The 17378-nt window shown below is 71.9% G+C and carries 14 protein-coding genes and 1 pseudogene; 4 read left to right on the forward strand and 11 right to left on the reverse strand.

The genetic code is table 11. The features are described from left to right. Positions 1-554: 554 nt before the first annotated feature. Positions 555-1631 carry a tryptophan--tRNA ligase gene (gene trpS / locus AB0O01_RS19725; RefSeq protein WP_365314966.1) on the forward strand — a complete coding sequence of 359 codons (1077 nt, stop codon included), beginning with the start codon at positions 555-557 and terminating at the stop codon, positions 1629-1631. On the opposite strand, the gene AB0O01_RS19730 is transcribed toward trpS, so the two are convergent. Continuing rightward, complete coding sequence (locus tag AB0O01_RS19730; protein WP_365314967.1) at positions 1520-2650, reverse strand: helix-turn-helix domain-containing protein; 1131 nt, start codon at positions 2648-2650, stop codon at positions 1520-1522. The two genes, trpS and AB0O01_RS19730, sit on opposite strands and share 112 nt — an antisense overlap. 91 nt (positions 2651-2741) lie before the next feature. On the opposite strand from AB0O01_RS19730, the gene AB0O01_RS19735 reads away from it, so the two are divergent. Beyond that, positions 2742-3344: a cysteine hydrolase family protein gene (locus AB0O01_RS19735; RefSeq protein WP_365314969.1), complete on the forward strand. Its 603-nt coding sequence runs from the start codon at positions 2742-2744 to the stop codon at positions 3342-3344. A gap of 78 nt (positions 3345-3422) precedes the next feature. Here the strand turns inward: AB0O01_RS19735 and proC are convergent, their stop codons facing one another. From proC to AB0O01_RS19765, 6 genes are all read right to left on the reverse strand, one after another. Further along, positions 3423-4232 (reverse strand): pyrroline-5-carboxylate reductase, encoded by an 810-nt coding sequence (proC, locus tag AB0O01_RS19740; RefSeq protein WP_365314971.1) that lies wholly within the window; start codon positions 4230-4232, stop codon positions 3423-3425. A 178-nt stretch (positions 4233-4410) separates the two neighbouring features. After that, positions 4411-5301: an ABC transporter permease gene (locus AB0O01_RS19745; protein ID WP_365314973.1), complete on the reverse strand. Its 891-nt coding sequence runs from the start codon at positions 5299-5301 to the stop codon at positions 4411-4413. Next, positions 5298-6113, reverse strand: coding sequence for an ABC transporter ATP-binding protein (locus tag AB0O01_RS19750; RefSeq protein ID WP_365315454.1), 816 nt, complete (start codon positions 6111-6113; stop codon positions 5298-5300). The genes AB0O01_RS19745 and AB0O01_RS19750 overlap by 4 nt, the downstream gene beginning before the upstream one ends. A gap of 116 nt (positions 6114-6229) precedes the next feature. Further along, positions 6230-7012, reverse strand: a complete 783-nt coding sequence (locus tag AB0O01_RS19755; protein WP_365314974.1) for a class I SAM-dependent methyltransferase — start codon at positions 7010-7012, stop codon at positions 6230-6232. 99 nt (positions 7013-7111) lie between these two features. After that, positions 7112-7552 carry an EamA/RhaT family transporter gene (locus AB0O01_RS19760; protein WP_365315456.1) on the reverse strand — a complete coding sequence of 147 codons (441 nt, stop codon included), beginning with the start codon at positions 7550-7552 and terminating at the stop codon, positions 7112-7114. Between the two features lie 518 nt (positions 7553-8070). Further along, complete coding sequence (locus tag AB0O01_RS19765) at positions 8071-8442, reverse strand: SH3 domain-containing protein (RefSeq protein ID WP_365314976.1); 372 nt, start codon at positions 8440-8442, stop codon at positions 8071-8073. Between the two features lie 175 nt (positions 8443-8617). On the opposite strand from AB0O01_RS19765, the gene AB0O01_RS19770 reads away from it, so the two are divergent. Beyond that, a complete protein-coding gene (locus AB0O01_RS19770) occupies positions 8618-10864 on the forward strand; it encodes a serine/threonine-protein kinase (RefSeq protein WP_365314978.1) in 2247 nt (748 codons plus the stop codon). 161 nt (positions 10865-11025) lie between these two features. On the opposite strand, the gene ilvD is transcribed toward AB0O01_RS19770, so the two are convergent. The 4 genes and pseudogenes from ilvD to AB0O01_RS19790 all read right to left on the reverse strand — a co-directional run bounded on the left by ilvD (position 11026) and on the right by AB0O01_RS19790 (position 16026). After that, positions 11026-12879, reverse strand: coding sequence for a dihydroxy-acid dehydratase (gene ilvD, locus AB0O01_RS19775; RefSeq protein WP_365314980.1), 1854 nt, complete (start codon positions 12877-12879; stop codon positions 11026-11028). 269 nt (positions 12880-13148) lie between these two features. After that, positions 13149-13748, reverse strand: a pseudogene (locus AB0O01_RS19780) (TetR family transcriptional regulator); the annotation flags it as partial. A gap of 257 nt (positions 13749-14005) precedes the next feature. Further along, positions 14006-14830 (reverse strand): sugar phosphate isomerase/epimerase, encoded by an 825-nt coding sequence (locus AB0O01_RS19785; RefSeq protein WP_365314982.1) that lies wholly within the window; start codon positions 14828-14830, stop codon positions 14006-14008. Positions 14831-15057: 227 nt separating this feature from the next. After that, the gene (locus AB0O01_RS19790) at positions 15058-16026 is read right to left on the reverse strand and encodes a Ppx/GppA phosphatase family protein (RefSeq protein ID WP_365314983.1); all 969 of its coding nucleotides are present in this window, start codon (positions 16024-16026) and stop codon (positions 15058-15060) included. 95 nt (positions 16027-16121) lie between these two features. Between AB0O01_RS19790 and AB0O01_RS19795 the strand changes: the two genes are divergently transcribed. After that, a complete protein-coding gene (locus AB0O01_RS19795) occupies positions 16122-17120 on the forward strand; it encodes a hypothetical protein (protein ID WP_365314985.1) in 999 nt (332 codons plus the stop codon). Positions 17121-17378 lie beyond the last annotated feature (258 nt).

The following is a 17378-nucleotide window of genomic DNA, read 5'->3' on the forward strand; positions in this document are numbered from 1 at the left end:
CTCTCGGGCTTTCCTCCGGGCGCTTCCCTTCGGTGTCTCCGACTCTATCAGATCCTTTTCTCGACCTGATCCCCAGTCAGCGGGGTTTGTCTTCCTGGCCGTTCGGCCCTTCCGACGAGTGAGACTTTAGCGGATTCCCGGCTCCCGACCTAATCGGGGTCCGCGTCCTTTCGAACGAGGATTCCTCATTTCGCAAATACGCATGCCAGCAATACAGCGGGCAGACGGACAGGTAACTGACCGGCTGTTCGCCGAGAGTGGTGGGACTTGCGGAATGGCTGCCCGGGGACCGACCAGGTCGGCGCTCACTTCGGACAGCCCGGAGAACATTACGTATCGGCATGTCCGGTGTCAACTCTCGTCCGGGCGGAACCCTGGAGGCGTACTGTGGTCGACATGACGACACGTACGTGCCACCAGCTCTGGTGGGCCGCCTGACGGCGGCCTGAGTCACGTATGTATTCGACGGCCGCCGCTCCTGGCGGCCGTTCTTGTTTCTCCCTCCTGGGGAGGGCGGCCGGTGGGTGCGGTGGTCCTGAGCGGGAGGTCGAGGGATGGAGCGAGTGTTCAGCGGGGTCAAGCCGACCGGGCATCTGACGCTGGGGAACTATCTGGGGGCCGTGCGGCGGTGGGCCGAGGTGGATCAGCACCGGGCGGACGCGCTGTTCTGCATCGTCGATCTGCACGCGCTGACCGTGGACCACGATCCGGGGCGGGTGCGGCGGCTGAGCCGGCAGGCGGCGACGCTGCTGCTGGCGTCGGGGCTGGATCCGCGGCTGTGCACCGTGTTCGTGCAGAGCCATGTAGATGAGCACGCGCGGCTGTCGTATCTGCTGGAGTGCGTGGCGACGGACGGGGAGATGCGGCGGATGATCCAGTACAGGGAGAAGGCGGCGCGGCAGCGGGCGCGGGGCGGGAGTGTGCGGCTGTCGCTGCTGACGTATCCGGTGCTGATGGCGGCGGACATCCTGGCGTACGGGACGGACCGGGTGCCGGTGGGGGACGACCAGACGCAGCATGTGGAGCTGGCGCGGGATCTGGCGGCGCGGTTCAACCAGCGGTACGGGCAGGCGTTCGTAGTGCCTCGGGCGGCGAAGGCGGGGGTGGCGGCTCGCGTGATGAATCTTCAGGACCCGAGATCGAAGATGGGGAAGAGCGACGACTCGGGGCCGGGCATCGTCTATCTGCTGGACGAGCCGGATGTGGTGCGGCGGAAGGTCATGCGGGCGGTGACCGACAGCGGGCGGGAGGTCGTGTACGACCGGGAGCGGCGGCCGGGGGTGGCGAATCTGCTGGAGATTCTCGCGGCCTGCACGGGTGGGAACCCGGAGGCGCTGAGCGGTGTATATGAAACGTACGGCGCCTTGAAGAAGGACACCGCGGAGGCGGTGGTGGAGGTTCTGCGGCCCGTACAGGACAGGCACAGGGAGCTGTGCGCGGATCCTGCGTATGTGGAGGGGGTGCTGCGGGATGGTGCGGCGCGGGCTCGGGGGATGGCGCGGCCGGTCGTGGATGCCGCTTATCGGGCGATCGGGCTGTTGCCGCAAGTGTCGGGGGATGGGGATGGGGATGAGGGTGGGGGTTCGGTTGAGGGGGGTGGGGGGTTGGGGGCGCTGAACGCTGCTCGGTAGGCGCGGGGGCTGGTGGCGAGGCGCGATGCGAAGTGCTGGCGCATGGTGACCTCGCTGCCGAAGCCCGCGCGGCGGGCGACCTCGGGCATGGGGAGGTCGGTGCGTTCCAGGAGTTTCTGGGCGGTGGCGACGCGCTGGTCCAGGAGCCAGCGCAGGGGTGTGGTGCCGGTGGCCGCGGTGAAGTGGCGGGCGAAGGTGCGCTCGGACATGCCCGCGTGCGCGGCGAGGTCGGCGATGGTGAGTGGTTCGTGCAGATGCCGGAGGGCGTGTTCGCGGACGGCGGCGAGGGTGTCGTCGTCGCGGTCGGTGTGGGGAGTGGGGTGTTCGATGAACTGTGCCTGGGATCCGGTGCGGAAGGGGGCCGTGACCATGGAGCGGGCGATGGTGGCGGCGGCTTCGGCGCCGTGGGAGCGGCGGACGAGGTGGAGGCAGAGGTCGATGCCGGCGGCGGTTCCGGCGGCGGTCCAGATGTTGTCGTCCTGGAGGAAGAGGGCGTCGGGGACGACGGTGACGCGGGGGTGGTGGGCGCGCAGGAGGTCGACGAGGTTCCAGTGGGTGATGGCGCGGCGGTCGTCGAGGAGTCCGGCCTGGGCGAGGGTGAAGGCGCCGCCGCAGAGGGAGGCGAGGGTGGTGCCTCGGGCGTGGGCGCGGCGCAGGGCGTGGAGGAGGGGGGCGGGTGCGGGGGTGAGGTGGTCGTCGAGGCCGGGGACGATGATCAGGTCGGCCTGCGGCAGCCAGCCGAGCGTGCGGTCGGGGTGGAGGGTGAGGCCGCCGCGCATCGGGATGGGGGTGGTGTCGGTGGCGACCCGGCGGAGGTCGAAGGCGGGGGCGTTCTGCGCGGTGCGGTCGGTGCCCCAGACCTCGGTGATGATCGAGACGTCGAAGGCGCGGATGCCGGGGAAGGCGAGAAGGGCGACCCGGTAGGGGTTCGAGGCGGCGTTCTTGGGGCTCGGGGCGGCGTTCTTGGGATCCGGGGCTGTGTTCTCGGGGTTCGGGGCGTCTGGGTCGTCGTCGGCCATGGGGGGAGTACATCACGGGTGGCGGTAACTCATCGATCGCTGTCTTCTGCACCTCTGGGGTGTGGGGGTGGGCGGCGACAGGATCGTGGGCATGGAGACCGCAGAGTTCACACAGATCGCTGGGAACGCCGCGCTGGTCGTGGTGGATGTGCAGCGGGGGTTCGACGAGATCGCGCTGTCGGTGGCGCGGAACCATCCGGAGGCAGATGAACGGATCGCCGAGTTGATCGACGTCTGGCAGGCGTCGGGGCGGCCGGTCGTGTTCGTACGGCATGACTCGGCCCGGGAGGACTCGCCGCTGCGGCGGGGGTACTCGGGCAATGACTTCAAGGAGTACGTGGAAGAGCGGCGGGGGAAGGGGGGCGGGGCGGAGGTGCTGGTGACGAAGTCGGTGAACTCCGCGTTTCTCGGGTCGCCGGATCTGGCGGGCTGGCTGAGGGGGGAGGGCATCAGGCAGATCGTGGTGGTCGGGATCCAGACCAACTGGTGTGTGGAGACCACGGCCCGGATGGGGGGCAATCTGGGGTTCGATGTGGTGGCGGCCTATGACGCCACCTACACCTTTGATGTGGAGGGGCCGTTCGGCTGGCGGCTGAGTGCGGAGGAGGCGGCGCGGGCCGCCGCGGTGAATCTGCACGGGGGCGGCTTCGCGCGGGTGGTGACCACGGCGGAGGTGGTGCGGGGGGTGGGGTGAGCCTTGTGCCGAGCCGGTGGGGTCGGTGGTGGCCGATCACTTGTGGCCGGTCAGTTGGTGTCGGTCGGTTGGTGTCGGTCAGTTGTTGCCGGAGGCCAGTTCGCGGCTGCGGTCGCGGGCGGCTTCCAGGGCGGCGATGAGGGCGGCCCGTACGCCGTGGTTCTCCAGTTCGCGGATGGCGTTGATGGTGGTGCCGGCCGGGGAGGTGACGTTCTCGCGGAGCTTGACCGGGTGTTCGCCGCTGTCGCGGAGCATCACGGCGGCGCCGATCGCTGACTGGACGATCAGGTCATGGGCCTTGTCGCGGGGGAGGCCCAGCAGGATGCCGGCGTCGGTCATGGCTTCGACCAGGTAGAAGAAGTAGGCCGGGCCGGAGCCGGAGAGGGCGGTGCAGGCGTCCTGCTGGGACTCGGGGACGCGGAGGGTCTTGCCGACGGCGCCGAAGATCTCCTCGGCGGTGGCGAGATGGTCCGGGGTGGCGTGGCTGCCGGCCGAGATGACGGACATGGCCTCGTCCACGAGGGCGGGGGTGTTCGTCATGACGCGGACGACGGGGGTGCCGGTGGTCAGGCGCTCCTCGAAGAAGGAGGTGGGGATGCCGGCCGCGCCGCTGATGATCAGGCGGTCGGCGGGGACGTGGGGGGCGAGTTCGTCCAGGAGGGTGCCCATGTCCTGCGGTTTGACCGTGAGGATCAGGGTGTCGGCGGTCTTGGCGGCCTCGGTGTTGGTGACGGGGGTGACTCCGTGGCGGGCGCGGAGTTCCTCGGCGCGCTCGGGGCGGCGGGCGGTGACCAGGAGGTCGGCGGGTGCCCAGCCGCCTCGGATCATTCCGCTGAGCAGGGCTTCGCCGATTTTTCCGGTGCCTAGGACTGCGACTTTCTGCGTCATGGTGCGGGGCCCTCCGGGGGTGTGTCGTCCGGTTTCATCCTTGCACTCGGGGGTGGGGGGTGGGGGGTCTGTCCGGTGGGCGGACGGGTGGGGGTGAGGGGTAGGGGTGAGGGTTGGGGAGGTAGGGGCGTCTCGGGGTGAGGGGTGGGGGTGAGGGCGCGGGGTGAGGGCGGGGTGGTCAGGGGGTGCGGCGGCGGAGGGTTGCGGCGCCCAGGAACAGGACGAGGAGGGCGCAGCCCGCGACGACCAGGACATCGCGGAGGAAGGTGGCGGTCATGTCGGTGTGCTGGAGGACCTCGTTCATGCCGTCGACGGCGTAGGACATGGGGAGGACGTTGGAGATGGCTTCGAGGGCGGGGTGCATCTGGTCGCGGGGGGCGAAGAGGCCGCAGAGGAGGAGCTGGGGAAAGATCACCGCGGGCATGAACTGGACCGCCTGGAACTCGGAGGCCGCGAAGGCCGAGACGAAGAGACCGAGGGCTGTGCCGAGCAGGGCGTCGAGCAGGGCCACCAGGAGCAGCAGCCAGGGGGAGCCGGTGACGTCGAGGCCGAGGGCCCAGACCGCGAGGGCGGTGGCCAGGGCCGACTGGATGATCGCGAGAAGGCCGAAGGCGAGGGCGTAGCCGGCGATCAGGTCGCCCTTGCCCAGGGGCATGGCGAGGAGGCGTTCGAGGGTGCCCGAGGTGCGTTCGCGCAGGGTGGCGATCGAGGTGACCAGGAACATCGTGATCAGCGGAAAGATGCCGAGGAGTGAGGCGCCGATGGTGTCGAAGGTGTCGGCGGTGGCGGAGGTGGCGGCAGGGCGGTCGCCTTCGTCGAAGACGTAGCGCAGCAGGAGGAGCATCAGGCAGGGGATGAGGATCAGCAGGGCGAGTGTGCGCGGGTCGTGGTGGAGCTGGCGGAGGACTCGGGCGGCGGTGGCCAGGGTGCGGGAGGGGTTGAGGATGCCGGTGGGGGTGGGTGGAGTGGTGGGGGGTGTGGGGTGTGAGGGGGTGGTGGTGGCTGAGGGGGCGGTGGGTGTGTCGGTCGGTTCGTTGGGGGGCGGGGGCTGGGCGTCGGTGGTGGTCATGCGGTGGGTTCCTTTGTCCGGGCGGCGGTGACGGCTTCGTCGACCAGGTGGAGGAAGGCCGCTTCGACGGTGTCGCGGCCGGTGCGGGTGCGCAGGGCGGCGGGGGTGTCGTCGGCGAGGATCTCGCCCTCGCGCATCAGGAGGAGGCGGTGGCAGCGCTCGGCCTCGTCCATGACGTGGGAGGAGATGAGGAGGGTGGCGCCGCGGGTGGCGGCGAGGGAGTGGAAGAGGTTCCAGAGGTCGCGGCGCAGGACGGGGTCGAGGCCGACGGTGGGTTCGTCGAGGACGAGGAGTTCGGGGGCGCCGAGGAGGGCGACGGCGAGGGAGACGCGGCTGCGCTGGCCGCCGGAGAGCCGGCCGGCGAGGGAGTCGGCGTGGCGGGTGAGGTCGACGTCGGCGATGGCGCGGGTGACGCCCGCGCGGCGGTGGGCCGCGGCGGCGCGGCCGGGGTGGAGGACGGCGGCGAAGTAGTCGAGGTTCTGCCGGACGGTGAGGTCGTCGTAGACGGAGGGGGCCTGGGTGACGTAGCCGATGCGGGTGCGCAGGGTGGGGTGGCCCGCGGGGCGGCCGAGGACGTCGAGGGTGCCGGTGACCTTGGCCTGGGTGCCGACGACGGCTCGCATCAGGGTGGACTTTCCGCAGCCGGAGGGGCCGAGCAGGCCGGTGATCTGGCCGGGCGGGACGGTGAAGTCGAGGGCGCGCAGGACGGTGCGGGGGCCGCGGACGACGGTGAGGTTCTTGGCGCTTATGGCTGGGGGTGTGGGGGTGGTGGGGAGGGAGGTGGGTGGGGGTGGGGGTGGGGGTTTATTCATCATGCGGTGAATAATCCTCCGGGGGTGGGGTGGGGTCAAGCGGGGTGGGGGCATGCCTGTGTGGCGGACCCTTGCTAGGGGCCGCCGCACGAGGGGGGGAGGGGAGGAGGTACTGGTCAGGGGTGGGGGGTGGCTACGAGGAGTTCTACGTCGTAGGTCTCTTCGATGTGGGCGGTCGGGAAGTGGGCCAGGAGGTGGGCGCGCTCCTCGGTGAGGAAGGTGGTGCGGGTGTGTTCGTCGGCGACGAGGAAGATCGAGTGGCTGCCGAGGTTGGCCAGATGGACGTCCAGTGGGACCCGGCGGCTCCAGCGGATGCGGCGGTGGGCGAAGTCGGGGCCGTTCGGGGCGTCGATGGCGTGGCCGGTGATCCGGCGGACCTCGCCTGCGGCGTCGCGGGCGAAGGTGCGGTGGACGCGGCGGGACTGCTCGGCGATCCAGTCGATGTCCAGGGCGTCGGTGTTCCACCACAGGGCGAGGGCGCCGCCCGGACGCAGGACGCGCAGGGCCTCCGGGAGCGAACGGGCCTGGTCGGTCCAGTGCCAGGACTGGGCGTAGGTGACGAGGTCGACGGAGGCGTCGGCCAGCGGGAGACGGTCGCCGTCGCCCCGGACGACGGGGGCGTCGGGGAGGGTCCGGCGGAACTCGGCGGCCATGCCCGCGCCGGGCTCGACGGCGATCACCTCGGCGCCGCGGTCCCGCAGCAGTGCCGTCGCCATGCCCGTACCGGCGCCGATGTCCGCCACCCGGGCGCCGGCCAGGGGGCGGCCGGAGAGTTCCTCGACGGCGTCCAGGAGGGCGGGCGGGTAGGAGGGGCGGTTGGCGGCGTACTGGGCGGCGGCGGAGTCGAAGGAGCGGGCGCGGTCCCGGGTGGTCGGTGAGGCCGGTGGAGGTGTCGTCATAACGGCCATGGTGGGCGGAGGGGGAGAGGAAGGGGAGAGAAGGGGAGGGAGGGGGACGGGAGGAGTGGGGCGAGGAGTGAGGGTTTGGGGTGGGTGGGGTTATTGGCGGCGGCGCTTCTTCGCCGGGTTGCCCGTGCGGCGGGAGGTGCGCTTCGCGTGGGTGCGGCGGGCCTCCTCGTACTCCTGGCGGTGGAGCTTCTCGCCGGGGGCCTCGGTCAGGGAGCGGAAGAAGTAGGCGAGGAGGGAGCCCACGAAGCCGATGGCGAGGAGGCCGCGCAGGGAGGACTGGCGGTCCGGTTCGGGGCGCCGGGAGAAGGTGTCCCAGGTGGTGCGGAAGGCCAGCGCGCTGCACACCGCGAACATCACGACGACCAGGAGCGTGACGAAGCTGCCGGTGTTGGCGAGTTGGAGGCCCTGGTAGGCGAAGCGCAGCACCAGGCAGGCGGCGACGGCCGCGGCGAGGGAGCCGACGGCGACACCGATGCGGCGCAGGAGGTAGCCGTCGGTGTGGTCGACCCAGGTCGTGCCGAAGAAGCGGATCGTGTCGGGGTGGGGGGCGTCGGCAGTGGGGGCCGGGGTTTCGGTGCGGGGCGTTTGACGGGCGGGGGTGGGGGCGGGGGTTGTCCCGTCCGTGTCGGTCTCGCCGGTCTTGGCCTTCGCGGGTCTGCCGGGCTTGCCCTTCGGGTTCTCACTCACCCGTCGATTATCACTGGGTGGGGGTGTGGGGGCTGCGGGTGGTGCGGAGCGGGTTTTCCGGGGGGGGTGGAGGAAGGGGTTCCCCCTCGGGGGTCCCGGAGGGAGTGGGGTATGCCCGGAGGGAGCGGGGAATGGGTGGCATGGTGCGGCTCCCGGTGATCGGGATGGGATCGCCGGGAGCCTTGGGCCCTGGTGGGTCGGGGTGGGCCGGGGTGCCTTGGTGGGTCGGATGCCTGGTGGCCCGGGTTTCGGGTGGGCCGGGGGCCTGGTGGGCCGGATTGCAGGTGGCCTGGGTACCAGGTGGTCCGGGGTGGCCCGCAAGGCAGTGGCCCAGGGGCCTGGTGGGCCGGAATGCGGGTGGGTCAGGAGCAGCGCGGGGCGACGTAGCCGTCGCTGCCCGTGTTCACATAGGCGTCGGAGACGTACTGGGCGTTGGCGATGCAGTCCCAGATGGTCGAGGTGCCGTACGGGCCGGTGACGGAGTCGCCGGGGCGCTGGCAGTAGATCGGGACCGTGGCGCCCTCGGGGAGGACGCGGACGATCCGGTAGTGGGTACCGGGGCCGCTGCGGACGTTCAGCCGGACGCCGGGGGCCACCGGGTACGCGCGTACCCGTGCCGCCGCCGCGTCCGTGCCGGCCGACTGTGCCACCTGACCGTCGGTCTCGACCTCGACCTCGACCTCGACCTCGTCCGCCCCCTGTGGCACCGCCTGCTCGGTGTTCTCCGTGGCCATGTCGTTCTCCCCCCTGGATGAACCTTCACGATGAACCGCGTGATGAACCGCGTGATGAACGCTTCACGCCAAAATCGCGCGGCGCACCGAGGCTAGCAAGGCGCCCGGGGTTTCGTACGAAGCATCGACTAGGCTCAGCGCGTCGTGCGTGCGGAGGAGCATCCGGGGGTGAGCGATGCCGCCATGGCGCAGCACCGGCGCGGACGCGGAAGCGGAATCTCCGCAGTATGCCGGGCAGTATCTGCTGGAGGCCGAGTTGGGCTCCGGCGGGATGGGCGTCGTCCATCTGGCGCGGTCGGCCTCCGGGTTGAAGCTCGCGGTGAAGGTCGTGCATGCCGATTTCGCGCAGGATCCCGAGTTCAGGGGGCGGTTCCGGCAGGAGGTCGGGGCCGCGCGGAAGGTCAGCGGGGCGTTCACCGCGCCGGTCGTGGACGCCGATCCCCATGCCGGGCGGCCCTGGATGGCGACCCTGTTCATCCCCGGGCCGACCCTCGCGGAGTATGTGAAGCGGAACGGGGCGCTACCGGCCGCTCGGCTACGGCAGTTGATGGCCGGGCTGGCGGAGGCGCTGCGGGACATCCACCGGGCCGGAGTGGTCCACCGGGATCTCAAACCCAGCAATGTGCTGCTCGCCGAGGATGGGCCGAAAGTCATCGACTTCGGGATCTCCCGGCCCTCGGACAGTGAACTGCGCACCGAGACCGGCAAACTGATCGGCACGCCGCCCTTCATGGCGCCGGAACAGTTCCGTCGGCCGCGTGATGTCGGGCCCGCCGCCGATGTCTTCGCCCTCGGGTCGGTCATCGTGCACGCGGCGACCGGCAGCGGGCCGTTCGATTCGGACAGTCCATATCTGGTGGCCTATCAAGTCGTGCACGAGGAGCCGGACTTGACAGGGGTGCCGGAGGACCTCACGGAACTGGTCGCACGCTGTCTGGCCAAGGATCCCGAGGACCGGCCGACGCCCGATGAGCTGATGACCGAGCTGCGGTCGGTGTCGGCGTCGTACGACACACAGGCGTTCATACCGGAGCAGCGGGCGGCGACCGAGGGGTCCGGGGAGGGCGGGAGCGCAGGCGGCAGCGAGGGTGGCGGGGGTGGCGGGAAGCGCTCCGGGGGCCGGGCCGAGGTGCCCACCCATCGGCGGCGCGCAGTGCCGGGCGGCGGGGAGGGGGAGCAGCAGGGGCGGCCGGGGTGGGTGCGGGTGCCGCGCGGGCGGCGGCTGTGGACGGGGGTGGGTGCCGCGGCCGTTGCCGTGGCGCTCGGGGCCGGGGTGTTCGTGCTGGCCGGGGGTGAGTCGGCCGCGCCGCCGGCCGGGCAGGGGGCATCGGGGCAGGGGGAGGCGTTCCGGCCGTGGGAGGTGACGCTGAGCGCGAAGGGGGCCGAGGCCGGGGGGATGCCGCGCTGTGTGTACGCGCCCGACGTGCTGTTCTGCACCCGGCCCGGGGTGCTCGCCGCGGCGGTGGATCCGGCGGACGGGTCGGTGCGGTGGATTCGGGCCGACCCGGGCTCGGGCTCGGGGACTGGTGGTGGGGCGGGTGGTGGTGTCGGTGGGGACGGGGTCGTCGAGCCGCCGGTGCTGGCGGGTGGGCTGCTGCATGTGGTCACGGACGGGGGGCGGCGGCTGGCCGCGCTGGACCCGGACACCGGCCGTACCCGCTGGACCCATGATCTGACCGGCTTCGGCGGCCGGATCGCGCATGCCGGCGGGGTCGTCCTGCTCACCGCCGACGACTCCGAGGTCACCGCGCTGGACGCGGCCACCGGGGAGCGGAAGTGGCGGCGGACGGTGGACGGGCTGACCCAGCCGGTGTTCCAGTCGTACGGCGACGGGAACGCGTACGCGGTGGGCGCCGGCGGGGCGGACGGGACGCGGGTCAGCGCTGTCGACCCGGAGACCGGCGACGTCCGTTGGCAGCGGCGGCTGACCGGGACGCTCACCCTGGTGGGCGCGCGGGACGGGGTGCTGTGGTTCACCTCGACGACGGCGGCGTACGCCGACACGGATGCCGTGGTGCGCTACGACGTGGAGCGGCGGGATCTGCGGCGGATCGCGCTCCGCTATCCGATCGCGGGCGCGCAGAGTGTCGTACGGGATGCGGAGCGGGTGTATGTGATCGGGGCCGATGGGGCGCTGGTGGCCGTGGACGCGGGGAAGGCGGCGCAGGTGTGGCGGCTGGAGACGTCGGTGAGTTTTCCGTCGGCGCCGGTGGTGGCCGGGGGGCGGCTGTACTTCGGGGCCGGGGACGGGCGGGTCGTCGCCGTGGACGCGGCGAAGGGCGAGCAGCTCGGGCAGTCGGAGGCGCGGCCGGGGGCGGCGCGCGAGTCGGTGGTGTCGGGGTTGCCGGTACCGGTGGTGGGTGACGGGAAGGTGTTCGGGGCGGCGCCGGACGGGACGCTGTTCGCGGTGGAGGAGAGGTAAGGGGGGTGGCAGGGCCTTGACGGGGGTGGCGGTGGGCCGGGGTGGTGGAGGGGCCGCACCCGTCACGTGCGGCCCCTCGTGGTGGCCGGTCCCTGCCTCTCTTCGGGCGGCCGGCCCTCGGTCAGGTGCGGGCTCGGCCCACGCCCTCCGTCGGATGCGGCTCAGCCCAGCTTGCTGACGTCGCGGACCGCGCCCCGGTCGGCGCTGGTGGCCATCGCCGCGTAGGCGCGCAGGGCGGCGGAGACCTTGCGCTCGCGGTTCTTCGGGGCGTAGACCCCGCCCAGCGCCTGCTCGCGGCGGGCGAGTTCGGCGTCGTCGACCAGCAGCTCCATCGAGCGGTTGGGGATGTCGATACGGATGCGGTCGCCGTCCTCGACCAGGGCGATCGTGCCCCCGGAGGCCGCTTCGGGGGAGGCGTGGCCGATGGACAGGCCGGAGGTGCCGCCGGAGAAGCGGCCGTCGGTGACCAGCGCGCACGCCTTGCCCAGGCCGCGGCCCTTGAGGTACGAGGTCGGGTACAGCATCTCCTGCATACCCGGGCCGCCCTTGGGGCCCTCGTAGCGGATGACCACCACGTCACCCTCCTTGACCTGCTTGGTCAGGATCTTCTCAACGGCTTCCTCCTGGGACTCGCAGACGACCGCGGGGCCCTCGAAGGTCCAGATCGACGCATCGACACCCGCTGTCTTCACAACGGCCCCGTCCACCGCCAAGTTCCCCTTGAGCACAGCGAGTCCGCCGTCCTTGGAGTAGGCGTGCTCGGCGGAGCGGATGCAGCCGCCCTCGGCGTCCTCGTCCAGCGCGTCCCAGCGCTCGGACTGGGAGAACGCCTCGGCGGAACGGACGCAGCCGGGCGCCGCGTGCCACAGCTCGACCGCCTCGGGGGACGGGGAGCCGCCGCGCACGTCCCAGGTCTTCAGCCAGTCGGCGAGGGACGGGCTGTGCACGGCGTGCACGTCCTCGTTGAGCAGGCCCGCGCGGTGCAGTTCGCCGAGCAGCGCGGGGATGCCGCCCGCGCGGTGCACGTCCTCCATGTAGTACGTGCGGTCCTTGGCGACGTTCGGCGCGACCTTCGCGAGGCAGGGCACGCGCCGCGACACGGCGTCGATCTCCGCCAGCCCGAAGGGGACCTCGGCCTCCTGGGCGGCGGCCAGCAGGTGCAGGATCGTGTTGGTGGAGCCCCCCATGGCGATGTCCAGCGCCATGGCGTTCTCGAACGCGGCGAAGGTGGCGACGTTGCGCGGCAGGACCGTGGCGTCGTCCTGCTCGTAGTAGCGGCGGGTCACCTCCATGACCGTGCGCGCGGCGTCCACGTAGAGCTGCTTGCGGGCCGTGTGGGTCGCCAGGACCGAGCCGTTGCCGGGGAGGGAGAGGCCGATGGCCTCGGTCAGGCAGTTCATGGAGTTGGCCGTGAACATGCCGGAGCAGGAGCCGCAGGTCGGACAGGCGTTCTCCTCGATACGGAGGACGTCCTCGTCCGACACGTTCTCGTTCGCGGCCTCGACCATGGCGTCGATCAGGTCGAGCGTGCGGACCGTGCCATCGACCAGGGTGGCGCGGCCGGCCTCCATGGGGCCGCCGGAGACGAAGACCGTGGGGATGTTCAGCCGCAGGGCCGCGTTGAGCATGCCCGGGGTGATCTTGTCGCAGTTGGAGATGCAGACCAGGGCGTCGGCGCAGTGCGCCTCGACCATGTACTCCACGCTGTCCGCGATCAGATCGCGGGAGGGCAGGGAGTAGAGCATGCCGCCGTGGCCCATGGCGATGCCGTCGTCCACCGCGATGGTGTTGAACTCGCGCGGGATGCCGCCGGCCGCGACGATCGCCTCGCTGACGATCCGGCCGACCGGCGCGAGGTGGGTGTGACCGGGCACGAACTCGGTGAAGCTGTTGGCGACCGCGATGATCGGCTTCCGGCCGATGTCCGCACCGGGTACACCGGAGGCGCGCATAAGGGCGCGGGCGCCCGCCATGTTGCGACCGTGGGTGACTGTGCGGGACCTCAGCTCGGGCATCGTCGCTCGCTCCTTCGGAGAGTTCCGGGAGTTCCGGGGGCTCCGGCGGTCGGGAACCGAGCCGTCGGAGTTCTGGCTGTTACGAGCGTACGCCCGTGCTCCAAGGGATGGACATCCTGTCCGGGATTCGGGATGAATGTCTCATGGGGGTGGGTCGGGAGGTTCCGGGTGGCTGGGGGCCGGCTGGTCAGGGGGTGGGGTGGCGTGGGGGCGGCTGGTCAGGGGTGGCTGGTGGTCGGTTGGTCAGGGGGTCGGTTGGGGACGGCTGGTCAGGGGGCGGTCAGGTGGCTCTGGACCACGGGGGCGACCCGTTCGATGATCCGTTCGACGTCGACCGAGGCCAGTGGCTCGATCTTGATCACATAGCGGATCATGGCGATCCCCACCAACTGGGACGCCGCCAGCTCGGTCCGGAGTCTCGGGTCGGGCAGATCGACCTGGTCGGCGATCCGGCTCAGCAGGGTGCTGGCGATGATGTTGCTGAAGACGGTCCGCGCGGCCTCGTTGTTCACGGCGGAGCGGACGATGGCCAGCAGTGGCTTACGGGTGGCCGGGTTCTCCCAGACGGCGAAGAAATGGCGGGTCAGTCGCTCTCCGGCGGCCTCCAGAGGGCCGTCGATCACCACGTCGGGGGCGCGGAGCGCCGGGGCGGCGGCTGCGGCGACGGCAGCGGCGAAGACCTGCTCCTTGGTGCCGAAGTAGTGGTGGACGAGGGCCGGGTCCACCCCGGCCGATGTCGCGATCCCCCGCACGGAGGTCTTGTCGTACCCGCGCTCGGCGAACTTGTCCCGGGCCGCGATCAGGATCCGGTCGCGGGTGGCGGGGCCGTCGGCGGAGTCGGTACGGGAGGGGCGGCCTCGGCGGCGGGGGGGTGAGGGGGGGGTGGGGGGTGCTGTGGGGGGCGTAGGGGTGTCGGGCTGGGCGGGGGGCTCTGGGGTGTTGGATCGGGCGGGGGCCCCAGGGGGGCTGGTTCGGGCGGGGGCCCTTGGGGGGCTGGTCTGGACGGGGGTCCCGGGCGGGCTGGACCGGACGGGGGTCTTAGGGGTGCCGGTACGGGCGGGGGTTTCGGGGGTGCCCGTCCGGGCCGGGGTTCCGGGGGTGCTCTTGGGGTCGTGCTTCGGGTCGGTCATGACCGGGTCACCTTTGTCGGTGAGGCCAGATGGAGGCGGGTGAAGGCGAGGGCCTCCGCGAGGTCCGCCTCGCGCTCGGCGCTGGACATCGCCCTGCGCGTGTTGACCTCGATCACCACATGGCCGTCGAAGCCGGTCACGGCGAGCCGGTTCAGCAGTTCGGCGCAGGGCTGGGTGCCGCGGCCGGGCACCAGGTGCTCGTCCTTGGCCGAACCCCGGCCGTCGGCGAGATGGACATGGCCGAGGCGGTCGCCCATCCGGTCGACCATGTCCAGGGCGTCGGTGCGGGCGGTCGCCGTATGGCTGAGGTCGATCGTGTAGTGCCGGTGGTCGTCCTTGGTGACGTCCCAGTCGGGGGCGTACGCGAGCATCTCGCGGTCGCGGTAGCGCCAGGGATACATGTTCTCGACGGCGAACCGGACGTCGGTCTCGTCGGCCATGCGCCAGATCCCGGTGACGAAGTCCCGCGCGTACTGGCGCTGCCAGCGGAACGGCGGATGGACCACGACCGTGCTCGCGCCGAGCCGCTCGGCGGCGGCGCGGGCGCGCTGGAGCTTGGTCCAGGGGTCGGTCGACCAGACGCGCTGCGTGATGAGCAGGCAGGGGGCGTGCACGGCGAGGATCGGGACCCGGTGGTAGTCGGCGAGCCGGCGCAGGGCGTCGATGTCCTGGCTGACCGGGTCGTTCCAGACCATGACCTCGACGCCGTCGTAGCCCAGGCGCGCGGCGATCTCGAAGGCCGTCGCCGTCGACTCCGGGTAGACCGAGGCCGTCGAGAGGGCGACCTTCGCGTCCGGAATGCGTACGACAGGGGGTGCCACGAAGCACAGCGTACGTGGGATTGGCGGTGGGTCCGGGTGGATGGGGAGCTGGGGGGCTGGGGAGCTGGGTGGACGAGGGGGAGGAGGGGGAGGAGGGGGTGGGGCGGTGCTTGGGGGGATCCGGGGCGGGGGGCGGGGGCGGGGGCTGTGCGGCTCCCGCGGGACGGGGGCAGGCGCTGCCGCTCGGCCTGCTGCGGTTCTGTCCCCGGCCCGCCCCGTCCGTTCGGCTACAGGTCCGCCAGGTCCGTCGGCATCGCCGGGGTCATGGTGGTGCCCATGCGGTCCAGTTTGCGCAGGATGATGCCCTCGCGCAGGGCCCAGGGGCAGACCTCCACGGTCTCCACGCCGAACAGGTCCATCGCCCCCTCGGCCACCAGGGCACCGGCGAGGAGCTGGCCCGCGCGGCCGTCGGAGACGCCGGGGAGTTCGGAGCGCTCGGCGATGGTCATCGAGGCGAGCCTCGGCACCCATGCCTCCAGGGACTCGCGCTTGAGGTCGCGCTGCACATAGAGGCCGTCGGCGCTGCGGGCGGCGCCGCCGATCCGGGCGAGCTGCTTGAACGTCTTGGACGTGGCGACCACATGGTCGGGGGCACCGAACCGGCTGAACTCCCCCACCGTGCGGGCGATCCGGGCCCGCACATGGCGGCGCAGGGCCCTTATGGCGTCCGGTCCGGGCGGGTCGCCGGGCAGCCAGGCGGCGGTGAGGCGGCCGGCGCCCAGCGGGAGGGAGACGGCGGCGTCGGGTTCCTCGTCGATACCGAAGGCGATCTCCAGGGAGCCGCCGCCGATGTCCAGGACCAGCAGCTTTCCGGCCGACCAGCCGAACCAGCGGCGTACCGCGAGGAAGGTCAGCCGGGCCTCCTGCTCGCCGGTCAGCACCCGCAGCTCGACGCCGGTCTCGGCGCGTACGCGCGCGAGGACGTCGTCCGCGTTGGTGGCCTCGCGCACGGCGGAGGTGGCGAACGGCAGGATCTCCTCGACGCCCTTGTCCTCGGCGGCCTGGAGGGCCTCGTGCACGATGGTGATCAACTGGTCGACACCGGCGGTGCCGATGGACCCGTCGTCCTCCAGCAGTTGGGCGAGGCGCAGATCCGCCTTGTGCGAGTGCGCGGGCAGCGGGCGCGCGCCCGGGTGCGCGTCCACCACCAGCAGATGCACCGTGTTGCTTCCCACGTCGAGGACACCGAGTCTCATACCCGGAACGCTACTGCCAGTGGCGCGATCCTTTGCCCCGGAGGCCGGTTCCCGAGCAGTCCCGTGGAGGGGGTTCCGCGACTTACCCTGGACCCGTGCCAAAGACGAAAAAGGCGAAGAGCGGCAAGACCGGTAAGGCCGACAAAGTCGGTAAGACCGGCAAAGCCGACAAGGTCGACATGATCGATAAAGCGGTGAAAGTCGGCAAGAAGGTCAAAGGGCAGGCCGCCGCGGAGGCCGCGCCCGCCGACGAGCAGGGGCTGGACTTCCCGCGCGCGTGGGTCGAGTTCCCGGACCCGGCGGACGACGAGCAGGTCTTCCGCTGCGATCTGACCTGGCTGACCTCCCGCTGGAACTGCGTCTTCGGAAGCGGCTGCCAGGGCATCCAGGCGGGCCGCGCGGACGACGGGTGCTGCACGCTGGGCGCGCACTTCTCCGACGAGGACGACGAGCAGCGCGTCGCCGGGTTCGTGGCACGGCTCACGCCGGACATCTGGCAGCACCACGACGAGGGCCACGCGCGCGGCTGGGTCTCCGAGGACGAGGACGGCGACCGCCAGACCCGCCCCTTCCAGGGCTCCTGCATCTTCCAGAACCGGCCCGGTTCCGCCGGGGGCGCGGGCTGCTCGCTGCACATCCTGGCCGTCCGGGAGGGCCGGGAACCGCTGGAGACCAAGCCGGACGTCTGCTGGCAGCTACCGGTGCGGCGCACCTTCGACTGGATCGACCGTCCCGACGACACGCGCGTGCTCCAGGTGTCCATCGGCGAGTACGACCGCCGGGGCTGGGGTCCGGGCGGCCACGATCTGCACTGGTGGTGCACGTCCGCGACCTCGGCGCACGGCGCGGGCGACCCGGTGTACGTGTCCTACCGGCCCGAGCTGACCGAGCTGATGGGCAAGGCGGGCTACGACCGGCTGGTCGAGCTGTGCGAGGAGCGGCTGGCGTCGGGGTTGCCGCTGCTGGCTGCGCATCCTGCGGATCCGGTGGAGTTGGCGCGGCCGGGGGGGTCGGGGGACGCGGAGGGTTCAGGGGACTCAGAGGGTCTGGCGCGCCCGGTGGGTCTGGCGGGTTCGGGGGACGCGGAGGGGTGAGAGGTGAGGGGTGCCTCAGGGGGAGCCGGCGGCCGATTCCGCCGGTTCCGCCGGGGCTCCACCGGTTCCGCCGGTTCGGGTCCTGCGGGGGTGGCTGAGGGGCCTGGGACGGGCTGGAGGGCGAGCTCGGGGAACGGGCTGAGGGCGGGGCTTGGGGAGGGCATGTCGCCGGGCGGGAGCGGCCCTCACCGTGGGCGGCGTGTCGGCATGGCTTGAGCCCGACTGCCCGGCCCGGCGCCACACCGTCCGGGCGGGCGC

Source organism: Streptomyces sp. NPDC093252, from assembly GCF_040683675.1.
Classification (GTDB): domain Bacteria; phylum Actinomycetota; class Actinomycetes; order Streptomycetales; family Streptomycetaceae; genus Streptomyces.